The 22,636-nt window shown below is 65.8% G+C and carries 18 protein-coding genes; 9 read left to right on the top strand and 9 right to left on the bottom strand.

Annotated elements, in window-relative coordinates:
- Nucleotides 1-17 precede the first annotated feature (17 nt).
- From UNPA324_RS10015 to UNPA324_RS09990, 6 genes are all read right to left on the bottom strand, one after another.
- Nucleotides 18-1,049 carry an NAD-dependent epimerase/dehydratase family protein gene (locus UNPA324_RS10015; protein ID WP_128918473.1) on the bottom strand — a complete coding sequence of 344 codons (1,032 nt, stop codon included), beginning with the start codon at nucleotides 1,047-1,049 and terminating at the stop codon, nucleotides 18-20.
- Between the two features lie 29 nt (nucleotides 1,050-1,078).
- Nucleotides 1,079-1,597: an Mpo1 family 2-hydroxy fatty acid dioxygenase gene (locus UNPA324_RS10010; protein ID WP_164936131.1), complete on the bottom strand. Its 519-nt coding sequence runs from the start codon at nucleotides 1,595-1,597 to the stop codon at nucleotides 1,079-1,081.
- A 171-nt stretch (nucleotides 1,598-1,768) separates the two neighbouring features.
- Nucleotides 1,769-2,440, bottom strand: coding sequence for an OmpA family protein (locus UNPA324_RS10005; RefSeq protein ID WP_128918471.1), 672 nt, complete (start codon nucleotides 2,438-2,440; stop codon nucleotides 1,769-1,771).
- Entirely contained in the window at nucleotides 2,440-2,856 is a 417-nt protein-coding gene (locus tag UNPA324_RS10000; RefSeq protein ID WP_128918470.1) for a hypothetical protein, read from the bottom strand. Before UNPA324_RS10000 ends, UNPA324_RS10005 begins: the two co-directional genes overlap by 1 nt.
- An 88-nt stretch (nucleotides 2,857-2,944) precedes the next feature.
- Entirely contained in the window at nucleotides 2,945-3,232 is a 288-nt protein-coding gene (locus UNPA324_RS09995; RefSeq protein WP_128918469.1) for a type II toxin-antitoxin system HicB family antitoxin, read from the bottom strand.
- 10 nt (nucleotides 3,233-3,242) lie between these two features.
- Nucleotides 3,243-5,834 carry an ATP-dependent helicase gene (locus tag UNPA324_RS09990; protein WP_128918468.1) on the bottom strand — a complete coding sequence of 864 codons (2,592 nt, stop codon included), beginning with the start codon at nucleotides 5,832-5,834 and terminating at the stop codon, nucleotides 3,243-3,245.
- Between the two features lie 236 nt (nucleotides 5,835-6,070).
- Here UNPA324_RS09990 and UNPA324_RS09985 point away from each other — a divergent pair, with 236 nt between their 5' ends.
- Nucleotides 6,071-6,244, top strand: a complete 174-nt coding sequence (locus UNPA324_RS09985) for a DUF1328 domain-containing protein (protein WP_028138034.1) — start codon at nucleotides 6,071-6,073, stop codon at nucleotides 6,242-6,244.
- A 3-nt stretch (nucleotides 6,245-6,247) separates the two neighbouring features.
- Here the strand turns inward: UNPA324_RS09985 and UNPA324_RS09980 are convergent, their stop codons facing one another.
- The gene (locus UNPA324_RS09980) at nucleotides 6,248-6,754 is read right to left on the bottom strand and encodes a thioesterase family protein (protein WP_141934580.1); all 507 of its coding nucleotides are present in this window, start codon (nucleotides 6,752-6,754) and stop codon (nucleotides 6,248-6,250) included.
- Nucleotides 6,755-6,837: 83 nt separating this feature from the next.
- On the opposite strand from UNPA324_RS09980, the gene UNPA324_RS09975 reads away from it, so the two are divergent.
- The 3 genes from UNPA324_RS09975 (at nucleotide 6,838) to UNPA324_RS09965 (ending at nucleotide 10,050) form a co-directional block, all read left to right on the top strand.
- The gene (locus UNPA324_RS09975) at nucleotides 6,838-8,262 is read left to right on the top strand and encodes an FAD-binding oxidoreductase (RefSeq protein ID WP_141934579.1); all 1,425 of its coding nucleotides are present in this window, start codon (nucleotides 6,838-6,840) and stop codon (nucleotides 8,260-8,262) included.
- Nucleotides 8,263-8,366: 104 nt separating this feature from the next.
- Nucleotides 8,367-9,653, top strand: coding sequence for a Spy/CpxP family protein refolding chaperone (locus tag UNPA324_RS09970; RefSeq protein WP_141934578.1), 1,287 nt, complete (start codon nucleotides 8,367-8,369; stop codon nucleotides 9,651-9,653).
- A 31-nt stretch (nucleotides 9,654-9,684) separates the two neighbouring features.
- Nucleotides 9,685-10,050 carry a hypothetical protein gene (locus UNPA324_RS09965; protein WP_141934577.1) on the top strand — a complete coding sequence of 122 codons (366 nt, stop codon included), beginning with the start codon at nucleotides 9,685-9,687 and terminating at the stop codon, nucleotides 10,048-10,050.
- A 52-nt stretch (nucleotides 10,051-10,102) separates the two neighbouring features.
- Here UNPA324_RS09965 and UNPA324_RS09960 read toward each other — a convergent pair whose 3' ends face one another.
- Nucleotides 10,103-11,572, bottom strand: a complete 1,470-nt coding sequence (locus UNPA324_RS09960) for a caspase family protein (RefSeq protein WP_141934576.1) — start codon at nucleotides 11,570-11,572, stop codon at nucleotides 10,103-10,105.
- 426 nt (nucleotides 11,573-11,998) lie between these two features.
- On the opposite strand from UNPA324_RS09960, the gene UNPA324_RS09955 reads away from it, so the two are divergent.
- From UNPA324_RS09955 to UNPA324_RS09945, 3 genes are read left to right on the top strand one after another with little or no spacing between them, the layout of a single operon-like run.
- Nucleotides 11,999-13,030, top strand: coding sequence for a TRAP transporter substrate-binding protein (locus UNPA324_RS09955; protein WP_141934575.1), 1,032 nt, complete (start codon nucleotides 11,999-12,001; stop codon nucleotides 13,028-13,030).
- A 22-nt stretch (nucleotides 13,031-13,052) separates the two neighbouring features.
- A complete protein-coding gene (locus UNPA324_RS09950; RefSeq protein ID WP_181769653.1) occupies nucleotides 13,053-14,906 on the top strand; it encodes a TRAP transporter large permease in 1,854 nt (617 codons plus the stop codon).
- Between the two features lie 12 nt (nucleotides 14,907-14,918).
- Nucleotides 14,919-15,896 (top strand): hydroxyacid dehydrogenase, encoded by a 978-nt coding sequence (locus UNPA324_RS09945; RefSeq protein WP_128918461.1) that lies wholly within the window; start codon nucleotides 14,919-14,921, stop codon nucleotides 15,894-15,896.
- 6 nt (nucleotides 15,897-15,902) lie between these two features.
- Here the strand turns inward: UNPA324_RS09945 and UNPA324_RS09940 are convergent, their stop codons facing one another.
- A complete protein-coding gene (locus UNPA324_RS09940) occupies nucleotides 15,903-17,069 on the bottom strand; it encodes an ABC transporter substrate-binding protein (protein ID WP_128918460.1) in 1,167 nt (388 codons plus the stop codon).
- 328 nt (nucleotides 17,070-17,397) lie between these two features.
- On the opposite strand from UNPA324_RS09940, the gene UNPA324_RS09935 reads away from it, so the two are divergent.
- Entirely contained in the window at nucleotides 17,398-19,788 is a 2,391-nt protein-coding gene (locus UNPA324_RS09935; protein ID WP_164936120.1) for a bifunctional diguanylate cyclase/phosphodiesterase, read from the top strand.
- 222 nt (nucleotides 19,789-20,010) lie between these two features.
- Nucleotides 20,011-22,596, top strand: coding sequence for an EAL domain-containing protein (locus UNPA324_RS09930; RefSeq protein WP_141934574.1), 2,586 nt, complete (start codon nucleotides 20,011-20,013; stop codon nucleotides 22,594-22,596).
- Nucleotides 22,597-22,636 lie beyond the last annotated feature (40 nt).

Here is a 22,636-nt window from a genome sequence, read left to right as displayed (position 1 = left end):
TGCGTTGGGCGGCGGCTTCAGCCCGCGCGCGAGGAGAGCGCGCGATGCTCGATGGCGCCGGTGGGCTGCTGGCCGTTGCGGGCGAGCAGATGGGTGATGGTTTCGCGCAGCACCGGCTCGATCGGACGTGGCGAATAGCCGAGCTCGTTACGGGCTTTGCCGATCGAAAGATCGCTCGCGGCGAGCGCGATGCGCACGCCCTCTGCGGTGCCGTTGGGCGGCCGGCGCGTGAATTGATCGGAGATGTACTCCAGCATGATCGCGGAGAGCTCGGCGATCTTGCCGGGGACGACGACCGGAAACTGCCGGCGGCCGCTCATCGCCGACATCATCCGCAGGATGCGCCCGAGCGGGACGCAGTCCCCGCCAAGGATGTAGCGCTGGCCGAGGCGGCCGCGCTCCATGGTCAGCACCAGGCCCATGGCAACGTCGCGAACGTCGACGAGGTTGACCAGGAAGTTGAGATGCGGCTGCACCTTCTTCTGGAGGAAATACCAGAGCATCGCGGTCGGCGGCGTCAGGTTGTGGTCGGCGGCACCGATCGGCATGGTCGGCGTGCCGATCACGAGCGGAAAGCCGCTTGCCGCGGCCTTTGCGGCGCAATGCTCGGCGAGCGACTTCGAGCGCGTATAGGCGCCGGGCATTGCGTCGACCGGCTGCAGCGCTTCTTCCGCGGGGACACCGTTCAGGTCGGAATAGGGGAACAGGATGGATTCCGTCGAGCAGTGCAGGAAGCGCGACACACCGCGCTTCATCGCGGCCGCAAGCACGATCTCGGTGCCGCGGCAATTGACCTCGTGAAAATCCCGCTTGTTGGCGACCCACATGCCGGGCAGGCCGGCGAGGTGATAGACCTGATCGACCCCGGCGACCGCAGCATCGACCGCGGCGCCGTCCAGCACCGAGCCGTGCACGTGTTCGACCTCAGTGTTCGCCGCGGCCGGCGCACGGACGTCGAGAACACGCACCCGCTGCCCACGGGCGCGGAGCGCTTCGACGAGATGATGTCCGATGAAGCCACTGCCACCGGTAACCAGGACGAGAGCCATGCAGAAGTTTTGCTGTTTCGCTTCTAGAGCTATCGGGTTGAAAGGGAATTGGTCGGAAGAGGCGCCAGAATCGCGGCAAGGTCGCGACGGAAGCCCAATGCAATGAATAATTTTGCCATCACGAACATCGGTCCAAGCAAAAGATGCGAAGGAAAAGTGAACAGCGAGGCTTCGCGGCCCTCAAAAACCTTATGGCCGATGGTCTGCGCGGCGAGGCCGAGCACCACCAGCGCGGCGAAAATCGCCCACATCGTCGCGATGCTGACGTGCGCCGCAATGCTCGTCGCAATCGAAAACAGCACGATGGAGACCGCCAGAATGCCGATCCCGAGCGCCACATCGAGCAGCAGCCAATAGATCAGAACCGGCAAGGCCAGGATCACCGCCAGGCTGACATCGAAACCGAACAGCGGAAGCCTGACCAGCGTCAGCGGCAGCACCGCGCCGGTGAACAACAGAAGAATACCGACCACATGCATCGCCGTGTTGCGGGGATCGCGATGGTACTCGACGTAAACGGCAAGCTGGCGCTGAAAAAAGCCACCCATTTTGGTCTCATGCAGCACGGGATCGGGAAGGGCGAACAGTGGCTATAGCACTGGACCGGGCGGTGCACAAACCGGCGCTTTTGTCGCGCAAAGCCGTCTTGCTGCGCCCCGGACAGGCACCAAAACGATCAGAACTTCAAAGGGTTCCGTCAGGCGCGAAGCCGTGTCCGCTCAGCGCTTCTTGGCGGGCTTTTTCGCCGCAGGTGCAGGCGCCGCAGCCGGATGTGCAGGCGCCTCGTCGGGCACCCTGGCATAGGTCATGATTTGCAACTGGCCGTTGACGGCCGAACTTGGCTTGGCCCGGTCGAGAAACTGCTCCTCGCCGAGGCCGATCGGATGCAGCCGCTTGGTCGAGATCTTGAATGTGTTCACCAGCACGTCACGGATCGCGTCGGCGCGGCGCTGGCTCAGGATCGCATTGGCCTCGCGCGTCTTCGAATTGGATTCGACGTGGCCGACGATCAGGAACGTGTAGGGCAGCAGCGAAGAGTGCACCAGCGCGTCCGCGATGCGGCCGACGGTCTGGTAGGAGGCCGGCTGGATGATGGGCGTGTCGGCATCGAACTGGATCTGTGCGTTGAAGGCGGGCAGCTTGGCCAGATCGGGCGCGATCGGCGGCCGGTTCACCGGGCCCGGGTCATTCTTGATCCTGGCCTTGGCGCGCTCCATCACCTGCTGCTTCAGCGCGGGAAGATCGACCTCGGCAGCCTCTTCGAAATGGTCGAGCTTGCCGACGATGTCGTCGCGGGTCGGCGCCGCCGTCTGGGCGGCGGCTGCGCCCGCGAGCAGAGCGAGGCCGAACGCGAGGGCCGGTCCGGCAAAGAAGAGCCTGCTCGCATGCATCAGCGATACCCCGCGTCGTCGACGGCCTTCAGGCAATTGTTGCTGATGCCCTTGGGGGTCGAGACCAGGCAGGGGATCGACTTGCTGGTCTCCTTGGTCGAGCCGCCGCACACCTTGACGATCTCGCGCTGGCAGGCGTTCGCCACCGTGACGCGCGCGGCGACGCGCTTCTGGATGGCGTCGAAGGCGCCGAGATAGTCGCTCGCGCACTGCGGCGAGAGCACGTCGCGGTTGCGCGACAGGCATTCCTTCAGGCGCGTCGAGTCCGGATTGACGCCACGGCAATTGGCGACGATTTCCGCACCGCAGCTCTTGGCCAAGAGCCCGATCGAATCGCCAAAGCTCATGGTCTCCGCCGCGCTGAGCGACGGCATCCCCAATGCCAGCAAGATCAGTGTGATGGAGCCCCGGACCATGGCTTTATCTGATACGGGGAAGTTCGCGATGGTCAAGACCTGTTCGGAGGAGAACCGTCGAAGGCCCGGCGAGTGCGGCGAACAGTCCTCACTCCGCGGCGTCGAGGGGCGGCCATTCGATCAGGGCGACGGTATGGTTTCTGAGGTCGTCGGCCACATCGGGGTCGGCCTCGAGCTCGGCCAATGTCCGAGGCGGGGGAAGCTGGCGGCCGTCTGCGGCGAGGTCCTGAGCGTAGAGCGCCAGTGCCTCGGGCGCATTCTCCAGGGCCTCGTCGATATCATCGCCTCCTGAAAAGCAGCCGGGGAGGTCGGGAAACCACAGGCCCACGGCTTCCTCCGGATCGGTATCCTCGATGATGGCAACGTACTGAGCCATATCGCGGGCCTCACGCCCGCTGCACAAAACTGTCCACGACCTTCTTCTCGCCGGCCTTGTCGAAGGCGATGGTGAGCTTGTTGCCGTCGATCTTGGTGACGCGGCCATAGCCGAATTTCTGGTGGAAGACGCGGTCGGACAGCGAGAATTCGGACGTCGTGCCGGTCGATTTGGCGACCAGCTCGCCCTCGATCGTCAGGGGACCACGACGGCGCGAAGAGAAGCTGCCGAAATCGGGGCCGGCCGATGAGGAGGACGAGAACGTCGCGGCCTCGTCCTCGAAGCCGCCGTGGCCGCCGCTGCCAGAGCGACCACCGCCGCGATTGCGGTTGGCCTGCGCGCGCTGCCAGCCCGGCGTCGAATAGCTGGAGCCGAAGGCCTCCAGGTCGTCGAAGCGCGAGGCGCCATAGCCGCCGGTGCCGCCCCAGGCCGAGCCGCCCTTGGACTCCGTGATCTCGACGTTGGCCGCCGGCAATTCGTCGAGGAAGCGCGACGGGATCGTGGTCGACCAGGTGCCATGGATGCGCCGGTTGGTCGCGAAATAGATCATCGCGCGGCGGCGGGCGCGGGTCAGGCCGACATGGCCGAGCCGGCGCTCTTCTTCCAGGCCGGCGCGGCCCTGCTCGTCCAGCGTGCGCTGACTCGGGAACAGGCCTTCCTCCCAGCCGGGCAGGAACACGTTGTCGAACTCGAGCCCCTTGGCCGAATGCAGCGTCATCAGCGACACCGCATCTTCCTCGGCGCCGCCGTCGCGGTCCATCACCAGGGAGATGTGCTCGAGGAACCCTTGCAGGTTCTCGAACTCCTCCATCGAGCGCACCAGCTCCTTCAGGTTCTCCAGCCGGCCCGCGGCGTCCGCCGAACGGTCCTTCTGCCACATCTCGGTATAGCCGCTTTCGTCGAGCACGATCTGGGCGAGATCGGTGTGGGCGGTGACCTCGCGCTGGGCGCGCCAGCGGTCGAACTGGGCGACGACGTCGCGAAGCGAGCCGCGCGCCTTCGGCTTCAGCTCGTCGGTCTCGACCACCGCGCGGGCCGCTTCGAACAAAGGAATGCGGCGCTTGCGGGCGTGGTCGTGCAGCATCTGCACCGTGGCATCGCCGAGGCCCCGCTTGGGCACGTTGACGATGCGCTCGAAGGCGAGGTCGTCGGCCGGCGAGTTGATGACGCGCAAATAGGCCAGCGCGTCGCGGATTTCCGCGCGCTCGTAGAAGCGGGGGCCGCCGATGACGCGATAGGGCAGGCCGAGCGTGACGAAACGGTCTTCGAACTCGCGCATCTGGTAGGACGCGCGCACCAGGATCGCGATCTCGTTGAGCTTCTCGCCGCGGCGCTGGATCTGCTCGATCTCCTCGCCGATGCCGCGCGCTTCCTCTTCGGAATCCCACGAGCCTGTTACCGTGACCTTCTCGCCGTCCTGGTCCTCGGTGCGCAGTGTCTTGCCGAGCCGGCCTTCATTATGCGCGATCAGATGTGAGGCGGCGGCGAGGATGTGGCCGGTCGAGCGGTAGTTGCGCTCCAGGCGAATGACCTTGGCGCCCGGGAAATCGTGGTCGAAGCGCAGGATGTTGTCGACCTCGGCGCCGCGCCAGCCATAGATCGATTGGTCGTCGTCGCCAACGCAGCAGATGTTTTTGACGTGGTTCTTCTCCCTCGCCCCGTCCTTCACGGGGAGAGGGTCGGAGTGAGGGGCTGTCTCCACGAGCGCGGCGCTTGGAGCGTCCCCCTCACCCGCATCGCTTTGCGATGCGACCTCTTCCCGCAGGCGAGGAGAGGCGAAGGAAGACGGCGCCTGCGACAATAGCCGCAGCCACAGATATTGCGCGACGTTGGTGTCCTGATATTCGTCGACCAGGATGTATTTGAAGCGCTGCTGATATTGCCGGAGGATATCCGGGTGCTCGCGGAAGATGCGGATGTTCTCCAGCAGGAGATCGCCGAAATCGGCCGCGTTCAGGATCTTCAGCCGCTCCTGGTAGCTCGCATAGAGCTTGCCGCCCTTGCCGTTGCCGAATACGGCGGCTTCGCCCGAGGGCACCTGCGACGGCATCAGGCCGCGGTTCTTCCAGCCGTCGATCAGGCCGGCGAGCATGCGCGCCGGCCAGCGCTTGTCGTCGATGTTCTCGGCTTGCAGCAGCTGCTTGAGCAGCCGGACCTGGTCGTCGACATCGAGCACGGTGAAGTTCGATTTGAGCTGCGCCAACTCGGCATGGACGCGCAGGATGCGGCCGCCGATGGAGTGGAAGGTGCCGAGCCACGGCATGCCCTCGACGGCGTGGCCGAGCATCTGGCCGAGCCGGTGCTTCATCTCGCGCGCGGCCTTGTTGGTGAAGGTCACCGACAGGATCTCGGCGGGGCGGGCGCGGCCCTGGCTCAGGATATGGGCGATGCGCGTCGTCAGCACGCGGGTCTTGCCGGTGCCCGCGCCGGCCAGCACCAGGACCGGACCGTCCAGCGTCTCCACCGCCTCGCGCTGCTCGGGATTGAGCCCGGAGAGGTATTTCGGGCCTACCGAGGCGCGCGCACGCGCGGCGATGCCGCCGGCTGCGGGCTGGTGGTCGGGTACGCTGGTGATCTTGCTCGGCTCGGTCATGCGAATCATTGACCCCACGATGGCACCGCGGGGAGGCGGAAGGGAGCCTTCTAACAGGGATGGTGCCTATATGGGGCGGCGAAAAGAGGTTTTCCACGTGCGCGGCGGGCCAAATTGTTCCTGCGAATCTTGCGAATTTCCACTTGGGGCGGGCCGGAACCATCGTTCCCACCCCGAGATTGTCTGGACAGGTGGCGCGGCGAGCCTGCGCCGGACGCAGACAACATCAAGACGAGGGATTGACCATGCTAGGCTGGGTTGTGACGTTTCTGGTTATCGCACTGATCGCCGGCATCCTGGGCTTCGGCGGCGTCGCCGGCGCTTCGATCGAGATCGCCAAGATCATCTTCTTCATCGCGGTCGTTCTGTTCCTGGTCTCGGCCGTGGTCGGCTTGGCGCGCGGCCGCAACAGGGTATAGCGCTCACCGCTTCGAGGGCATCGCCACGTTCCGGCCGATGCCCTCGGGGCGCGCTACCGCGCTGTGGGCCTTTATGACTGCAGCGATACGCTCGCTTATATCGGGCGGAAACGGCGCGACGCGCCGCGCATTCATGTCCATGTGCAGTGACATGTTCTCGGACGTGGCCGACAGCCATCCTTCGCTCGCGTGCCGCATCTCCTCGAACGTGTGCAGCCGCTTGTCGTCGGCCTCCAGCAGCCAGACGTGGATCTGCACGGGATCGCCGAGGTGGATTTCGCGCAAGTATCGCACATGGCATTCGGCGGTGAAGGTCGAGCCGCCTCGCTCCTTCATGTAGGTCGGCCCGATCCCGAGCTCGAGCCAGAGCTGGTCGATGGCGCGGTCGAACATCACGTTGTAATAGGCCATGTTGAGATGGCCGTTATAGTCGATCCATTGCGGCTCGATCTGCATGATCGCGGCGCGGAACGGCTCGGCTTTGGGCGTTGAGGCGGCAGTCTCCGGCATGTTTCCTTCCAGCTATGCGTCCGGTCGCTTGACTTGACCGGTTTTATGTCCTTTGCCACGGTTCTTCTGTCGGGAGGAATTCCGTGGGTACGACCATCACCAATAATCCGCCGCGGCCGGAGCCGAAAGCCCTCGCGAGCGCGCTGGAGCAGCTCGCCGCACGCTTCGGCAACCGCCTCATCACCTCGCAGGCCGTGCGCGAGCAGCACGGCCATACCACCACCTGGATTCCCAACCAGCCGCCTGACGGCGTGGTGATGGCGCAGGAGACCGCCGACATCCAGGACGTGGTGCGGATCTGCGCCAAGAACCGCGTCCCCGTCATTCCCTTCGGGACCGGCACCTCGCTCGAGGGCCAGGTCAACGCACCCGCGGGCGGTATCTCGATCGACCTGCGCGACATGAACAAGGTGCTCGCGGTGCATGCCGAGGACCTCGACTGCGTGATCCAGCCCGGTGTGACCCGCAAGGCGCTCAACGAGCACCTGCGCGACCAGGGTCTGTTCTTCCCGATCGATCCCGGCGCGGATGCCTCGCTCGGCGGCATGGCCTCGACCCGCGCCTCCGGCACCAATGCGGTGCGCTACGGCACCATGCGCGATAGCGTGCTGGCCCTGAAGGTGGTGCGCGGCGATGGCGAGATCATCACCACGGGCACGCGCGCCAAGAAATCGTCCGCGGGCTACGACCTTACCCATCTGTTTGTCGGCGCCGAAGGCACGCTCGGCATCATCTCGGAATTGACCATTCGCCTGCGCGGCATCCCCGAGACGATCGCGGCGGGCGCGGTCTCGTTCGAGACCGTGCACGGGGCCTGTCAGGCCGTCATCCTGGCGATCCAGACCGGCATTCCCGTGGCGCGCATCGAGCTGCTCAACGCCGCGCAGGTCAAGGCCTGCAACGCCTATTCGAAGCTGACGCTGCCGGAGACGCCGCTGCTGCTGATGGAATTCCACGGCAGCGAGATCGAGGTCGCCGAGCAATCCAAGGCGTTCGGCGAGATCGCGAGGGATTGCGGCGGCGGAGAATTCTCCTGGACCACCAAGCCCGAGGATCGCACGAAACTGTGGCAGGCGCGGCACGATGCCTATTGGTCCGTGAAGGCGCTGCGGCCCGGCGACAGCATCGGTGTGGTCGCGACCGACGTCTGCGTGCCGATCTCTCGGCTCGCCGATTGCGTCAGCGAGACCGAGGAGGATTTGAAGCGGCTCAACCTGCTGTCCCCGATCGTCGGTCATGTCGGCGACGGCAATTTCCATTGCTCGCTGGTCTGCGACGTCAACGACGCGGACGAGATGGCGCGCGGCGAAGAGTTCATGCATCGCCTGGTCGAGCGCGCGCAGGCCATGGACGGCACCTGCACCGGCGAGCACGGCATCGGCCAGGGCAAGCAGAAATATCTGAAGGCAGAGCTCGGCTCCGAAGCGCTCGATGCGATGCGGGCCCTGAAAAAGGCGCTCGATCCGCTCAACATCTTCAATCCCGGCAAGATCGTGCCGGAGGCGTAGCGCCGGCCGCAGCGGGGGACCGGGAACTTTCGCCAGGCCCGCCGGTTCCAATTCCCGCCAAGTTCCGATGCCTCAATGGCAGGACGGCACGCGGGGAGGGTGAGATGGTGCGACCGGTCATTGGAATTGCCGCGATGGCGTTTGCCTGCATGTTGGCGGGCGCGGCGCTGGCGAAGGGCGGACACGGCGGCGGCCATGGAGGCGGGCACGGCGGCGGACATCACGGCGGTGGGCATTTCCGCGGTCATGGCGGTGGGCATGCGCATGGCGGCGGACATCATCGCGGCATGGGGTTCACCGCAGGTGCCAGACGCGGCGGCCCCAATTTCGGTCAGATCCGCAATGCCGCGATCCGGCCGGCGACCTTCCGCAATGCCCTGAACTCCAGCGCATTCCGCAATGGCCGGCTGATCAGCAATCCGGCGGCGCGTGCACAACTCGCCGCCGCGGCCGCGCTGGCCGGCTGGAGCGGCGTGAGCAGCGGATGGTGGCAACACGCGGGTGGCGGCTATGGCTGGGTCGGGCCGCTGTTCTGGCCGTTCGCCTATAACGATCTCTACGATTACACGATCTGGGGCGACGGGCTCGGCTTCTGGGGTTACGGCTACCCGGACATCTATGCCGGCATATTCGGCCCCTATGGTTATGATCGCCTGTCGGCCTATCTGCCGCAGCAACCAGAGCGACGACGGCGGGCGCGCAGCGCACCGCTCGATCAGCTGTGCGGCAGTGACCGCCGTGCCATCGCCGGGCTGCCGATCGATCAGATTGCATCCGCGGTGCAGCCGACCGATGCGCAGGGCGCCGCTCTTGATGCGCTCGGCAACGCCTCCGTCGACGCGGCAGCGCTGATCCGCACGTCCTGTCCGATGCAGGCCGCAGCGACTGCGCCCGGCCGGCTCGCGGCGATGCAGCAGCGCATCGAGGCGATGCAGAAGGCTGTCGATCTGGTCCAGCCCGCGCTCGACCAATTCTATGGTTCGCTTAACGACGAACAGAAGGCGCGCTTCAATGCGCTGGCCGAGGATCAGCGGCGCGCGAGCGCATCGAACAATGCGAGCGGATCGCCGGTGCAAAACTGCAGTGTGTCCGCCGCGTTCGATTGGCCCGGCGCCACGATCGAGGAGAGACTTCGTCCCAACGACACGCAGCGCGCCGCGCTTCAGGTGCTCCAGGATACCAGCGCCAAGGTGAGCGCCTCGCTCAAGGCAGCCTGCGAGCCCAATGAGGTGATGACACCGCCGGCCCGCATGGCCACAATCCGCAAACGGCTGGATGCGATGCTGGACGGGATCAAGTCGGTGCGTGCGGCGCTCGATGACTTCTACGCCACGCTCAACGACGAGCAGAAGGCGCAGTTCGAGGCGATCGGACCGCGCCGCACGTCCTGAACGGTGTAGGCAACGACCATTGGTGGGGGCAATGAAGTGGTTCGCAAGGCGGCAGCCGGCCGACATCTGGGATGAGCCGATCCAGGGACCGCTCGGCGATATCGAAGCGGCGGAGCGAATTCGCAACATCTGCGAGGCTGCGCAAGCGGGCGCGGAGGCCGTCGGAGGCTCCGCACAGACTGCCAAGCGCGAGCGCTATGAACGCGCGGCCCGCGTCGCGATGGAAATTGCGATGAAGATCGCAGACGATCTGATGCGCGACGATGCGGTCCGCCGCATCGTCGACCTCTGCATGAAGGCGGACGACGCCAAGACGGCGCAGATCCTGTTTCGCGCGATCCAGGCCGGCTGGATCCGGGAGGCCGTTCAGCGCGATTATCCGGCGCTGGCGCAGTAGACCTGGCTCGCGCGATGGGCGCGAGCCGGTGCGATGTCGATGCTGGACCGTCTCAGTATCTGCGGTAGTCGCCGCGATAATGGTCGCCGCCATGGCCGCCCATCCCGATGCCGATACCGACGCCGATGCCCTGCATCACGGCGCCGGGCGGCAGGCCGGGAGGCGGCTCACGCTCGTAGATCACTTCGTCGGGCGGCGGGCGGCGCTTCGGTGGCGTCTCGACCACCTTGCGCTTGGGCGGTGTGTCGTCGACGCGCTTCTTGATGATGGGCGCAACGCTCGGATTGACCGGCGTTGCCGGTGCCTGTGGCGCCGAGCACGGGCAGGTCGGTGCCATCGCGACGGCGACCGGGGCGGGGGATGCCGCGGCGACAATGGGCGGGCCATAATTGCGGTTCTGCACGCGGAGCAGCAGCCGGCGCGCAGTCGCAGCGAGGTCGCTGTTGTCCCAGTTGGCCAGATAAGCCTCGAACGAAGCGCGGGTGTTGATCGCTGTGGCCCGCTCCCAGGCCAGCATCTGGCGCCGCCGCTCCAGCACCGTGCGCAGGCGCGAGGTGCGGGTGTCCTGCGCGTACAGCTCGATATAGGCCTGATAGGCCGGCACGGTGTCGTCGGTGATGACGAGTTCATAGGCGACCATGGCCGGCTTGCCCTGCAATTCCTTCCGCCAGTCCTCGAGGCTGCGTGTGCCGCTGGCAAGCGCCATCGAATCTGCGCCCGGAAGGGATGGCTGCCGGCCGCTGCTCTCGCCGAAGAACTTGAAGTCGGTCGTCAGCGAGGAGCTTTCCCATGGGATCTGCCGTCCGTCGGTCGATTGCGCGACGGCGACGCGGATGCGCTTGAACACTTCCTCGATCGGCAGATTGGGCTGCTTGGCGATGGTCAGCGCGGCCGTGGTGTAAGGGCTGTCGATGCCGCTGCCGTCCTCGGCTTCGGCGCCGGGCGAGGTCGAATAGGAGATGAAGGAGCCGGGCGCGCCGGCCTTGGTATCGACGATCGCAAGCCCGTGGCCGGCGCCGCTCAGCGCCGGGAACGGATTGTTGCGGCAGGCATCGAGCATGAAGATGCGTGCCCGCATCGGCAGTGCGCCGAGCGTATTGAGCAGATCGTTCAGCCGCACGCCCTGGAGCGGAATGTCGGCCTCGCGCTTGGGATCGAGATCGACCGGCACCAGGTAATTCTCGCCGTCGATCTGCAGGCCGTGGCCGGCATAAAACACCAGCGCGATGGTGTCGGCGCCGCTGGCGCTGACCTTGCCGGCGAAATCCGAGATCGCGGCGCGCATCTCGTTCTGCGCCAGGTTCGCCGCCGTGGTGACAGTGAAGCCGGCATTGCCAAGCAGCTCCGTCATCCCCTTGGCGTCGTTGGCGGCGTTGGGCAGCTCGGGCACGGTGCGATAGGCGGATTGGCCGATCACCAGCGCGAGCCGCGCTTCGGCGGCAGCGTGCGTCGGTGTCACCAATTGCGCGAATGCAATAAGGCCGGATGCAAGCAGCAAATTCGAAAAGACTGGACGGCGCATGATGTCACCTCCAATGGCAATACGCGCGATGATGTCACTTTTCCTAGGGGGCCGCCATCTGTCCGTCTGTGCACTGGATCACGTTCGTCATTCGGCAAGATGGGGCAGGGTGTCTGCCGGAGGCGGAAGGCATCGTTCCAGGCCGATCCATGTGAATTGTGCATTGATCCATGCTCCGATTGGATCGATGTCAGCCCTGCGCGACTGCGCCCATTGCGCGGACGCGGCTGCAGGCCAATCTTCTTCGCAAATCCCAGGGGATCGTTCTCGTTCAGCCGCGCGTGCGGACAGTTGTACGCGCGTCGTGCCGCTCTGCGGCTGCCGGCCGTCACGCTTGCCTGTCCCGTCGCTTTAGCCATACAGTTCGCGCAACAGGCCGCTAGTAACGACCGCGGCGAACAAGAACAATGTGGGAGAGACCGCACCATGACCATCGTGCCCGTGAACCGTCGCGCGTTCATCAAGTCATCGGCGGCGGTCACCGCCGGTCTCGTGTTCTCTCCCGCGATCATCGGCCGCGCCGAAGCTGCGACGCTGAAGCTGAAATGCTCCTCCTCGCTGCCGAACGATCCCAAATTCGCCAACGGCCGCGTCTACTACGACAATCTGGTCAAGAGCCTGAAGGCGAACGGGCTCGGCGAGCAGATCGAGGTCGCGTTCTTCCCCGACAACCAGCTCGGCCAGGAGATCGACGTCATCAACTCGGTGAAGCTCGGCGTCATCGACCTCATGGTGTCGGGCTCGTCGATCTCGGCCAATCTGGTGCCGCTGGTCGGCACCTACGATCTCGGTTTCCTGTTCTCGAGCTTCCCGCAGCAGACCAAGGCGTTCGAGGCCGGCGCGGCCAAACCGATCGAGGACGCGCTGCTCAAGGGCGGCAACATCCGCATCATCGCCTGGGCCTATAATTTCGGCTCGCGCAGCGTGCTGGCGAAGAAGCCGGTGAAGACGCCGGAAGATCTCGCCGGGCTCAAGATCAGGACGCTGCCCAACCCTGTCATCACGGAATGCCTGCGCCTGATGGGCGCCGCCGCGACGCCGCTGGCGTTTGGCGAAATCTACACGGCCCTCCAGGCCGGCGTGCTGGACGGCCTGGAGCACGATCCGCCGACCATCCTGGCCAGCAAGTTCTTCGAGACCGCCAAATTCTACGCGCTGACGCAGCACAATTTCTCGCCGCTTGCGATCTATTTCAGCGATGTGACCTACAACCGCATGGATCCGAAGCTGCGCGAAGGCTTCCTCGATGCTGCCAAGAAGGCTGCGGCCGACACCCGCACCCATGGGCTTGCGGTCGAGAAGGAGGCGCTGGCGGCCCTGACCGAGAAGGGCGTGACGGTGGCCGAATGCGACCGTGAGGCGTTCAAGAAGCGCGTCGCGCCGCAGACCGAGAACTTCGTCAAGGCGCGGCCGGAATCCAAGGCCGTCATCGACATCATTCGCGCGACCCAAGCCTGAGATGACCAAATCTGAGCTGGCGATGACAGCCGCCGCGCCCGTCTCCGGCGGCCGTCATGGCAGCATCGCCCTGCTGCTGCGCGGCAGCGACGCGATCGCGGCCATCCTGCTCGCCGCCGATCTCGTCGTGGTCTGCGCGTCCGTGCTGCTGCGCTTCTTCTTCAACGCGCCGGTCGAATGGTCGGACGACGTTGCGCGCGGGCTGATGGTCGGCTCGGCCTTTTTCGGCGCGGCGAGTGCGCTCGCGCGCGGCGAGAATGTCGGCGTCTCCTTCTTCCGCGATCTCTTGCCGGTGCGGCTGCGCGCGCTGGTCGACGCCGCAAGCGCGCTGTTGATCGTGCTGATCTCGGGCTACGTCGCCTACAACGCGATCAAGCTGGGCTCGCTGACGGCGGGTCAGACCACCGGCTCCGGACTGCCACTGGAGCTGACCTTCTACCCCATGGGCATGGGCGCGCTGTTCATGACGGTGTTCGCGATCGACCACCTCTGCGCAAGGCCGCTGCCGGACATCGTCAGGGGGCTCGCTGCGGTTGCCGTCGTGACCGGCCTTTATCTGGCCTGGGACTATCTGTCGCCGTCCTCGGTGCCGTCGGCGGGCACGTTGATGCTGATCGGCTTCTTCGCAACCCTGTTCGGCGGATTGCCGATCGGTTTTGCGCTGGCGCTCGCCGCGCTGATCTTCATCTGGGTCGAGGGCGCGCTGCCCGGCGTGATCTTCGCCCAACAGATGGCGCGCGGCATCGACAATTTCGTGCTGCTGGCGATCCCCTTCTTCATCCTCGTCGGCTACCTCATGGAAGCCAACGGCATGTCCTTGCGGCTGATCGAGCTGCTGCAACGCGCGGTCGGACGCATGCGCGGCGGCCTCAACGTCGTCATGGTCGCCTCCATGGTGCTGTTCTCCGGCATCTCCGGCTCGAAGATGGCGGACGTTGCCGCGGTCGGCTCCGTGCTGATCCCGGCCGCGCGCCGCTCCAGGCAAAATCCGGGCGGCGCGGTGGCGCTGCTCGCGGCCTCGGCGGTAATGGCGGAGACCATTCCGCCCTGCATCAATTTGATCATTCTCGGCTTTGTGGCCAATCTGTCGATCGGCGGCCTGTTCGTCGCCGGGCTGCTGCCGTCGGCGCTGATGGCGGCCGTGCTGATTGCGGTCTCCATCGTCTTCGGCAAGCGGCCGGACAAGGTCGAGGACGTCGAGCCGCAGATGCCGGTCTCGGGGCTGTGGAGCGGCGCGATCGCCTCGTTCGGCCTGATCTTCATGATCTTCTTCGGCTTCAAGAGCGGCTTTGCCACCGCGACCGAGATCTCGGCCTTCGCGGTGGCCTATGCGCTCGCCGTCGGCAGCGTGGTGTTCCGCGAGCTCAGCTTCAGATCGGCTGCGCACAGCTTCGTGCAGGCGGCGACGCGCGCGGGCCTCGTGCTGTTCATCGTCGCCGCCGCACAATCGCTGGCCTTCACGTTGACGCTGCAGCAGGTGCCGCACGCGGTCGGCGATTTCATGCTGGGATTGTCAAAGACGTCGGGCGTCTGGCTCTTCATTCTGCTGGCGATCGCCGTGCTGATCGTGATGGGCTCGGTGCTGGAAGGTGCAGCCGCGCTGATCATCTTCGGGCCGCTGCTGTTGCCGGTCGCGGTGCAACTTGGCGTCGATCCCTTGCATTTCGGCGTCGTGCTGGTCATCGCCATGGGCATCGGCCTGTTCGCGCCGCCGCTCGGGCTCGGCCTTTACGGCGCCTGCCTGATCGGCAACGTGCCGATCGAGCAGACGGTGAAGCCGATCATGGGTTATCTCGGCCTGTTGTTCCTCTGCCTGCTCGTCATCGCCTTCGTGCCATGGCTGAGCACCGCGCTGCCGCGGGCATTCGGCTACTGAAGGAGTTTTGTCATGAAGGTTCTGCTCGCTCACACGCCGGAGATGCGGCGCAACTATTACGGCGATCGCAGCCTCAACGGGTTGCGGGCGGCCGCCGAGGTGATCCTGCACGAGAGCGACGAGACCCTGGACGCCGCCGGCCTCGTGCGTGCGGCGAAAGACGCCGACATCATCGTCGCCGATCGCATGACGGAAGGGCGCGGCGAGATCTTTGCGCAGCTGCCGCGTCTGCGCGCCTTCGTCCGCTGCGCCGTCGATATCCGCAATGTCAATGTGGAAGCGGCCTCAAAGGCCGGCGTGCTCGTCACCCGCGCCGGTCCCGGCTTCGTGCAGGCCGTCGCCGAGCTCGCCCTCGGCTTCATGGTCGACCTCTCCCGCGGCGTGTCGCGGACGACGGCGGACTACCAGGCCGGCCGCAAGGCCGAGGCGCGGATGGGCCGCCAGCTCGCCGGCAGCAAGCTCGGCATCATCGGCTATGGCAGCATCGGGCGCTATCTCGCCGAGATCGCAAAGGTGCTGCGCATGGAAGTGCTGGTCTCCGATCCCCACGCGACCGTCAGCGATGCGGCGATCCGGCAGGTCGGTCTGGACGAGCTGCTCGCCGCCTCGGACTACGTCGTCTGCCTCGCCATCGCCAACGAGCAGACCGAGAATTTGATCGGGGAGGCGGCGCTGGCTCGCATGCAAAAGCATGCGTTCTTCGTCAATCTCTCGCGCGGCAATCTCGTCGACGAGGCCGCGCTGGCACGTGCGCTATTGGAGAACCGCATCGCCGGCGCCGCGATGGATGTCGGCCGCGCGCCGGACCAGATGCCGACACCCGAGCTGGCGAAGCTTCCGAACGTGATCGCCACCCCGCATGTCGGCGGGCTGACGCCGCAGGCGATCGAATATCAGTCGCTCGAGACCGTGCGGCAGGTCGAAGCGATCGTCAAAGGCGAGGTGCCGCCGGGCGCGGTCAACGCCGACCGCTGGACGCGGCGGCCCTGAACTGCCCTACAGCCGGTCCACCGCCTTGAACGTTCCGTCCTTCTGGATCACCGTCAGGAACACCTTCGGCGGCGCGTCGATCATGCGGATGCCGACGTTGACGGTGCTGCCGCTGATGTCGAAGCCGCCGACATCGTTGATGGCGCGGAGCAGGCTCGCGCGCGTCGGTTCCGGTCCGGCCTGTTCCAGCGCTGCAGCTGCGAGGCGACCGGAGAGATAGCCTTCCAGCGACACGAAGTCCGGTGTCTGTGTCGAATCAATCGCCTTCTGTGCCGCCTGGTAGTCGGCGACCAGTTTGAGCGAGCGGTCCCACGGAAACGGCACGACCTGCGAGACGATGACGCCTTCGCCTTCGGGGCCAAGCTCTCTGGCGAGTGCATTCGCGCCGACGAAGGAGATGTTGACGAAGGTCGGATAGAAGCCGCTGCGGTGCGCGAGCTTGATGAACTCCGCGCAGGGCCCATAGGTCCCGACCATCACGATGGCCTCGGGTTCTGCGCGCTTGATCACTCGCCAGGCGGCCTTGACCGCGCGGGTGTTGCGCTCGAAGGTGCCTTCGGCGGCAAGCTCGAGGCCGCGCTTGGCGAGCGCGCGCTTCACGCCGACCAAACCATCGCGGCCGAAGGAATCGTCCTGGTAGAAGATGCCGATGCGGGTGAAGTGGCGATCCTCGGTGAGGTGCTTGATCCACGCTTCGGCCTCCGCACCATAGCTCGCGCGGATGTTGACGACGTTTGCGAGTTCGAGGTCGCGCAGGAATTCGGCGCCGCTGAACGGGCCGATGAAGGGAACGTTCCTGGCGCTGGTGATGGGAATTGTCGCCATCGCAGTCGGCGTACCCACCGCGCCGATCAGCGCGAACACCTTGTCGTCCTCGATCAGCTGCAGCGTCTGGGCGACGGAACGATCGGGGTCGTAGCCGTCGTCGCGGCTGATGAGCTGGAGCTTGCGGCCGTGGACGCCACCCTTGGCGTTGATCTCGGTGAATGCTGCGACGATGCCTTGTCGCATGCGCTGTCCGAGCGCGGAGGAGGGACCTTCCAGCGCGGCGGCCTGGCCGAACAGGATCGCATCCTCGCTGACGCCGACCTCGCTGCTCCTGGCCGCGAACGTGGTCGCTGCCATGAGCACGCAGGTCAGAACGACGGATCTCGTTGATCGAAACCGATGCATCGGAAGGTCTTGCTGGATCGTTGGAAGAAATCTTCCGCAACATATCGCTGCGAGCCTGAATAGCTCGCTAAGCGGCACTGTATCGACGCCCCGTAGTACTCCGGGCAAAGTCGGCAACTTGTTTCCACAGTGCCGGGTCATTCGCGCACTTCATTAACTAATCCATGCATTGCGGAACGATCCGGTTCCGAAATTGTGCAGTTCTTAACCGCGGTCTTGTTCCGATAGCCGAACCTGAACCTCAACCAGAGGTTCGGCTTGTCGCGGGATAGGGGACAGCGGCTTCAGGATGGGCGATCGCGATCAAATTGATCAGGATCGGAGGCGTATGACCGGATGGTGGCGTGCCGCGCCGCTGCTCGGGCTCTATCGCCCTGCGCTCGTCGCGGTCGGCGTCGGTCTTCTGTTCTCGGTCGTGGGCGCGGCCGCCGTGGCGCGGTGGGAAGATCGCGTCAACAGGATCGAGTTTGAGAACGCCGCCGAAACCGAAGCGATCGTCATGCAGAACGGCATGGGCGAATACATCTCAAGGCTCGTCGCGCTGCGTACGCTGTTCGAATCGACCAACGACGAAGTCACCCGCAGCGAGTTCGAGACCTTCAGCGCCCGCCTGTTCGAGCGCCATCCCGGCATGCTGCGCATTGCCTGGCTGCCGCGCGTTAACCGCAAGGAGCGCTCCGATTACGAGGCCGCGGCGATCACGGACGGTGTGTCCGGCTATCGCATCAAGGCGCTCCAGGGGGAGAGCTTCGCGACTGCGCCGCAGAGCGATGAATATTTTCCCGTGTTCTACTCGACCCAGCCGAAGACCTCGTCGGTCTATGGCATGGACTACACCACCGTGCCGGAGCGCCGCGCGGTTCTGGAGCGCGCGCGCGACAACGACGGCATCGCAGCCATCCGCACGCGCCTGTTCGAACCGAAGGAGGGGGGCCGGCTGCCCGACGTCCTCGTTGCCGTTCCCGTCTACGCCAAGGGAACGTCGCGCGAGACGGTCGCGGACCGGCGTCGCAATCTTGCCGGCTTCGTGGTCGGAATCTTCGACCTGCCGCTGCTGATTCAGGCCATTCGCGTGACCACCGGAGCAAGCCCCGCGGTCAGCATGAACGTCTATCCGCCCTTCACGGGGCAGATCGCCAGCCTGGAGCAGATGCTGCCGGACTATTCCTCGGCGGCCAGGGCGCCGCAGTCGATGCGGGACGTCGCGCGGGCGCTGCACTGGTCGGGCAGCCTCAAGATCGGCGATACCGATTGGCAGGTGCGGGCCGTTCCCACCGCCGGCGGTCCGCTGGAGACGACTTATGATCGCGCGGGCGCGGTGCTGATCGTCGGCCTGCTGCTGACGCTGTCGCTATCGACCTATCTCATGCTCGCGAGCCGCAATTCGCGGCGGCTGTCACTGGCCAACCGGCGGGTGCTCGAGCTCGCCCAGACCGACATCCTGACCGGACTGCCGAACCGCGCCTTCTTCCTCACCCGGCTCGACGAGATGAACAGCCAGCTCGGCGTGCGGGGCCTGCCGTTCTCGATCCTGATGCTCGACCTCGATCGTTTCAAGAACGTCAACGATTCCCTCGGTCACGGGGCCGGCGATGCGCTGCTGCGCCAGGTGGCACAGCGGCTGAAATCCACGGTGCGCGCGGGCGACGTGCTGGCACGGCTCGGCGGCGACGAGTTCGCCATCATCCAGGAAGCCGGCGCGGATCAGCGCGCCTGCTCGACCGAGCTGGCGGCGCGGATCGCCAAGCTCTTGACCGAACCGTTCCTCCTGCCCGGTCACCGCATCGAGATCGGCACCAGCATCGGCATCGCCATCGCGCCCGATCACGGCAGCGATCAGGAGCAATTGCTGAAGAAGGCGGACCTTGCGCTCTATCGCTCGAAATCGGCGGGCCGCAACTGCTTCACCATCTACGACGAGGCGATGTCGGCCGAGCTGGAGGCCCGCAATACGCTGGAGGGGGATCTGCGCGATGCCATCGCACAGTGCCAGCTGGAGGTGCATTACCAGCCGTTCATCGACGCCCTCAGCGGCGCACGGCGAGGCTTCGAGGCGTTGGTGCGCTGGCGGCATCCGACGCGCGGCCTGATCCCGCCGGATCAGTTCATCCTGCTTGCGGAGGAGACCGGGCTGATCGTCCCGCTCGGCGAATTCGTGCTGCGGCGCGCCTGCGCGGATGCGGCCGGCTGGCCCTCCGATCTCGCGGTCGCCGTCAACCTGTCGCCGATCCAGTTCAAGGAAGCCGAGCTGTTCGAGGTGATCTGCGCGGCGCTCGCGGATTCCGGCCTGCCGCCGCACCGGCTGGAGATCGAGATCACCGAATCCGTCCTGCTGGAGCGCGGCGGCGAGAACCACGCCTTCATGGAGCGGCTCAAGCATCTCGGCATCGAGCTCGCGCTCGACGATTTCGGCACCGGCTATTCCTCGCTGAGCTATCTGACCGCGTTCCCGTTCGACAAGATCAAGATCGACAAGTCGTTCATCCGTAATCTCACGCATCAGCCGCGCAGCTCCGCCATCATCTCCTCGATCGTGACGCTGGCGCGCGGGCTCGACATGTCGGTGACGGCCGAGGGCGTCGAGACCCGCGAGGAGTACGAGCGGCTGAAGGCGCTCGGCGTCAATTTCGGGCAAGGCTATCTGTTTGGCCGTCCGCAGCCGATCGAGCGGATCCTGTTCGACGCCCCCGTCAAACCGTCACGCCGCGACGCCGCCTGAGCGCGCGCTCGTCCTTCGAGACGACCGCTTCGCGGTCTCCTCAGGATGAGGCTAATCCAGAGTGAGTTCCACGCACACCGCATTACCTGCGCTTCTTTGCCGAATGTTAAGCATGTCGCGGCTTGGCAAATGCGAGGGGGATTGCAAGAACGTCTTGGACACCATCGGAGCGTTAGCCTCGGGCCGATTTGCTGCTTCTTCCCGATGCCCCCGGGTCCACCGATGTCTGCTTCCGATAGTCTTGTGACAGAAACTCCGGACGTGCTGTTGGCTGCACTGGAACGCGCCGACGATGGAATCGTCATCGTCGACAGCGCGCATCGCGTCACGCATTTCAACGCCAGTGCGGAGCGGATCTGGAAACTCGCGCGCACCGACGTGGTCGGCCGCGATGCCGAAGTTCTCACCCTCAACTGCCTTCAGGCCGATCCGGTCGCGGAGTTCCGCGACGAGATCAGCCTCGTGCGGCACGACGGCAGCCGGATCCGTGCGGCCATATCGCTGTCGTCCATTGCGCATGACGGCGCGCCCCATCGCGTCGTGTTCGCGCGCGACGTCACCGCGGATGCCGAGCGCCGCGTCAGAATCGGGCTTCTCCACGCCGTCTCCGATCAGACCAACCGGGCGGTGATCATCACCGACACCGAGCAGAACATCGTCTACGTCAACTCGGCCTTCACGACGCTGTTCGGCTACACCAGCGGTGAGGCCGAGGGCCGCCACGCAGGTGAGCTCATCGCCGGCTGCCACACCGACCGCAAGGCGGTCGCGAAGCTGGTCAAGCGTCTGATGCATGGCGGCCGCCGCGGCGAAGCCGAAGTGCTTGCCTACGACAAGGAGGGCGAGGAGATCTGGGTCTGCGCCAGGATCGACGCTTTCCGCGACAAGAAGGGCCGGGTCAAGCACATCTTCGCGCTGCTCGAGGACATCACCGAGACCAAGCAGTTGCGGTCACTGCAGCAGCTCATCATGGGCGCGCTCGCGGACGAAGTTCCGATCACCGACATCGCCGACAGGCTGTGCCGCCGCGTCGAGGAGATCGCGCCCGACGTCGTCTGTTCGCTGCTCCACGTCGATGCCGCCGGCTTGATCCACCCGCTCGGTGGTCCCAGCCTGCCCGAGGATTATTCCCGCGCATTGGACGGCATCGCGATCGGCCCCAATGTCGGCTCCTGCGGCACGGCCGCCTTCTACGGCGAGCCGGTGCTGGCGACCGACCTCGAGACCGATCCCCGCTGGCAGCCCTACAAGGCGATGCCGCTCGCGATCGGCCTGCGCGCCTGCTGGTCGACCCCGGTCAAGGCCAAGGACGGCCGGGTCATCGCGACCTTCGCCTTCTACTATCGGGAGCCCCGCGCGCCGAGCAATTGGCATCGGCGCATCGTCGAGGCTTGCGTCAGCCTTGGCGCCTTCGCGATCGAGCGCAAGGAAGCGCGCGCCGAGATCGCGCGGCTCGCCTATCACGATATCCTCACCGGCCTGCCGAACCGCGCGCAGCTGCGGCACCTGATCACCACCGCCATCGATGCCTGCCCGACAGGCAGCCATATCGCGCTGGCCTTCCTCGACGTCGATCATTTCAAGGACGTCAACGACACGCTCGGTCACGCCGCCGGCGACGAGCTCCTGATCCAGCTTGCCCAGCGCCTGCGCGAGCAGATCGGCCCAGAGGACATGCTGGGGCGGCTCGGCGGCGACGAATTCGTCATCTTGCTGCCGCAGCGCAACGCCGAGAGCGCCGCGCGCGTCGCGGCCGACATCACGGAGGCGCTGGGTGCCCCCTTGAGGCTCGGATCGAGGCTGATGCCGATGTCGGTCAGCATCGGCATCAGCCTCTATCCCGATCATGCCACCGACATCGATACGCTGATGCAGCAGGCCGACGCCGCCATGTACATGGCCAAGCAGGCCGGCCGCTCGACCCATCGCATCTTCAGTGCCGAGATGAACGGGCTCACCGAGCAGCGTTTGGCGCTGATCGCCGCATTACGCCGCGCCATCGCGGAAGGAGCACTGAGCCTCAGCTACCAGCCGCAGATCCGCAGCTGCGACGGCGCGATCCACGGCGCCGAGGCGCTGGCGCGCTGGCATGATGCCGTGCTCGGCGACGTCTCGCCGGCAAAATTCATCCCGCTCGCCGAGGAGTGCGGCCTGATCGAGCAGATCGGCCTGTGGTCGGTGCGCGAGGCGTGTCGGCAGATGGCGAGCTGGCGCCGCGCCGGACTCAACATCCCCTGCGTGTCGGTGAACCTGTCGCCGATCAATTTCCGCAACGTCACGCTGGCCGCACGGCTCAAGGACATTCTCGCCGAACACGATCTGCCGGCGGACGCCTTGATGCTCGAGATCACTGAAGGCGCTTTCATGCAGGACAGCGTCGCCGCGCTGGAGACGATGAACGCGATCCGCGAGCTCGGTGTCGGGCTTTCGGTGGACGATTTCGGCACCGGCTATTCCAGCCTCAGCCGGCTCGCGCATCTTCCGATCCGCGAACTCAAGATCGACCGCAGTTTCATGCGCGACATCGAGAGTGACGCGGGCGCGCTCGCGATCGCCACCGCCGTGGTGCGCGTCGGCCAGGGCCTCGGCATGACCGTCGTCGCCGAAGGCGTCGAGACCGAGGGCCAGCGCAAAACGCTGGCCGAACTCGGCTGCGACGTCGTGCAGGGCTTCCTCTACGCCCCCGCGCTTGCCCCCGTCGCCTTCGAACGCTGGCTGATCGAGCACTGCGCCGAGCAGGCGAGGGCGATGCTGGGGCGGCTCGGGGTGGGACCGGTCGGCGTGGCCGCGGTGAAGCGGTCGGCGTAATTGCCGTTCGGCGATATTCCGGCCCAATAGGAACGTATCG

Source organism: Bradyrhizobium sp. UNPA324, assembly GCF_006658635.1.
Taxonomy (GTDB): domain Bacteria; phylum Pseudomonadota; class Alphaproteobacteria; order Rhizobiales; family Xanthobacteraceae; genus Bradyrhizobium; species Bradyrhizobium nanningense.
The sequence above is the reverse complement of the archived record's forward strand: the minus strand, read 5'-3'. Positions and strand labels throughout refer to the sequence as shown.

Bases quoted from the DNA above. Each gene is read 5' to 3' on its own strand.
- UNPA324_RS10015 (WP_128918473.1), bottom strand. From the start codon at position 1,049: ATGGCTCTCGTCCTGGTTACCGGTGGCAGTGGCTTCATCGGACATCAT.
- UNPA324_RS10010 (WP_164936131.1), bottom strand. From the start codon at position 1,597: ATGGGTGGCTTTTTTCAGCGCCAGCTTGCCGTTTACGTCGAGTACCAT.
- UNPA324_RS10005 (WP_128918471.1), bottom strand. From the start codon at position 2,440: ATGCATGCGAGCAGGCTCTTCTTTGCCGGACCGGCCCTCGCGTTCGGC.
- UNPA324_RS10000 (WP_128918470.1), bottom strand. From the start codon at position 2,856: ATGGTCCGGGGCTCCATCACACTGATCTTGCTGGCATTGGGGATGCCG.
- UNPA324_RS09995 (WP_128918469.1), bottom strand. From the start codon at position 3,232: ATGGCTCAGTACGTTGCCATCATCGAGGATACCGATCCGGAGGAAGCC.
- UNPA324_RS09990 (WP_128918468.1), bottom strand. From the start codon at position 5,834: ATGATTCGCATGACCGAGCCGAGCAAGATCACCAGCGTACCCGACCAC.
- UNPA324_RS09985 (WP_028138034.1), top strand. From the start codon at position 6,071: ATGCTAGGCTGGGTTGTGACGTTTCTGGTTATCGCACTGATCGCCGGC.
- UNPA324_RS09980 (WP_141934580.1), bottom strand. From the start codon at position 6,754: ATGCCGGAGACTGCCGCCTCAACGCCCAAAGCCGAGCCGTTCCGCGCC.
- UNPA324_RS09970 (WP_141934578.1), top strand. From the start codon at position 8,367: ATGGTGCGACCGGTCATTGGAATTGCCGCGATGGCGTTTGCCTGCATG.
- UNPA324_RS09965 (WP_141934577.1), top strand. From the start codon at position 9,685: ATGAAGTGGTTCGCAAGGCGGCAGCCGGCCGACATCTGGGATGAGCCG.
- UNPA324_RS09960 (WP_141934576.1), bottom strand. From the start codon at position 11,572: ATGCGCCGTCCAGTCTTTTCGAATTTGCTGCTTGCATCCGGCCTTATT.
- UNPA324_RS09955 (WP_141934575.1), top strand. From the start codon at position 11,999: ATGACCATCGTGCCCGTGAACCGTCGCGCGTTCATCAAGTCATCGGCG.
- UNPA324_RS09950 (WP_181769653.1), top strand. From the start codon at position 13,053: ATGACAGCCGCCGCGCCCGTCTCCGGCGGCCGTCATGGCAGCATCGCC.
- UNPA324_RS09945 (WP_128918461.1), top strand. From the start codon at position 14,919: ATGAAGGTTCTGCTCGCTCACACGCCGGAGATGCGGCGCAACTATTAC.
- UNPA324_RS09940 (WP_128918460.1), bottom strand. From the start codon at position 17,069: ATGCATCGGTTTCGATCAACGAGATCCGTCGTTCTGACCTGCGTGCTC.
- UNPA324_RS09935 (WP_164936120.1), top strand. From the start codon at position 17,398: ATGACCGGATGGTGGCGTGCCGCGCCGCTGCTCGGGCTCTATCGCCCT.
- UNPA324_RS09930 (WP_141934574.1), top strand. From the start codon at position 20,011: ATGTCTGCTTCCGATAGTCTTGTGACAGAAACTCCGGACGTGCTGTTG.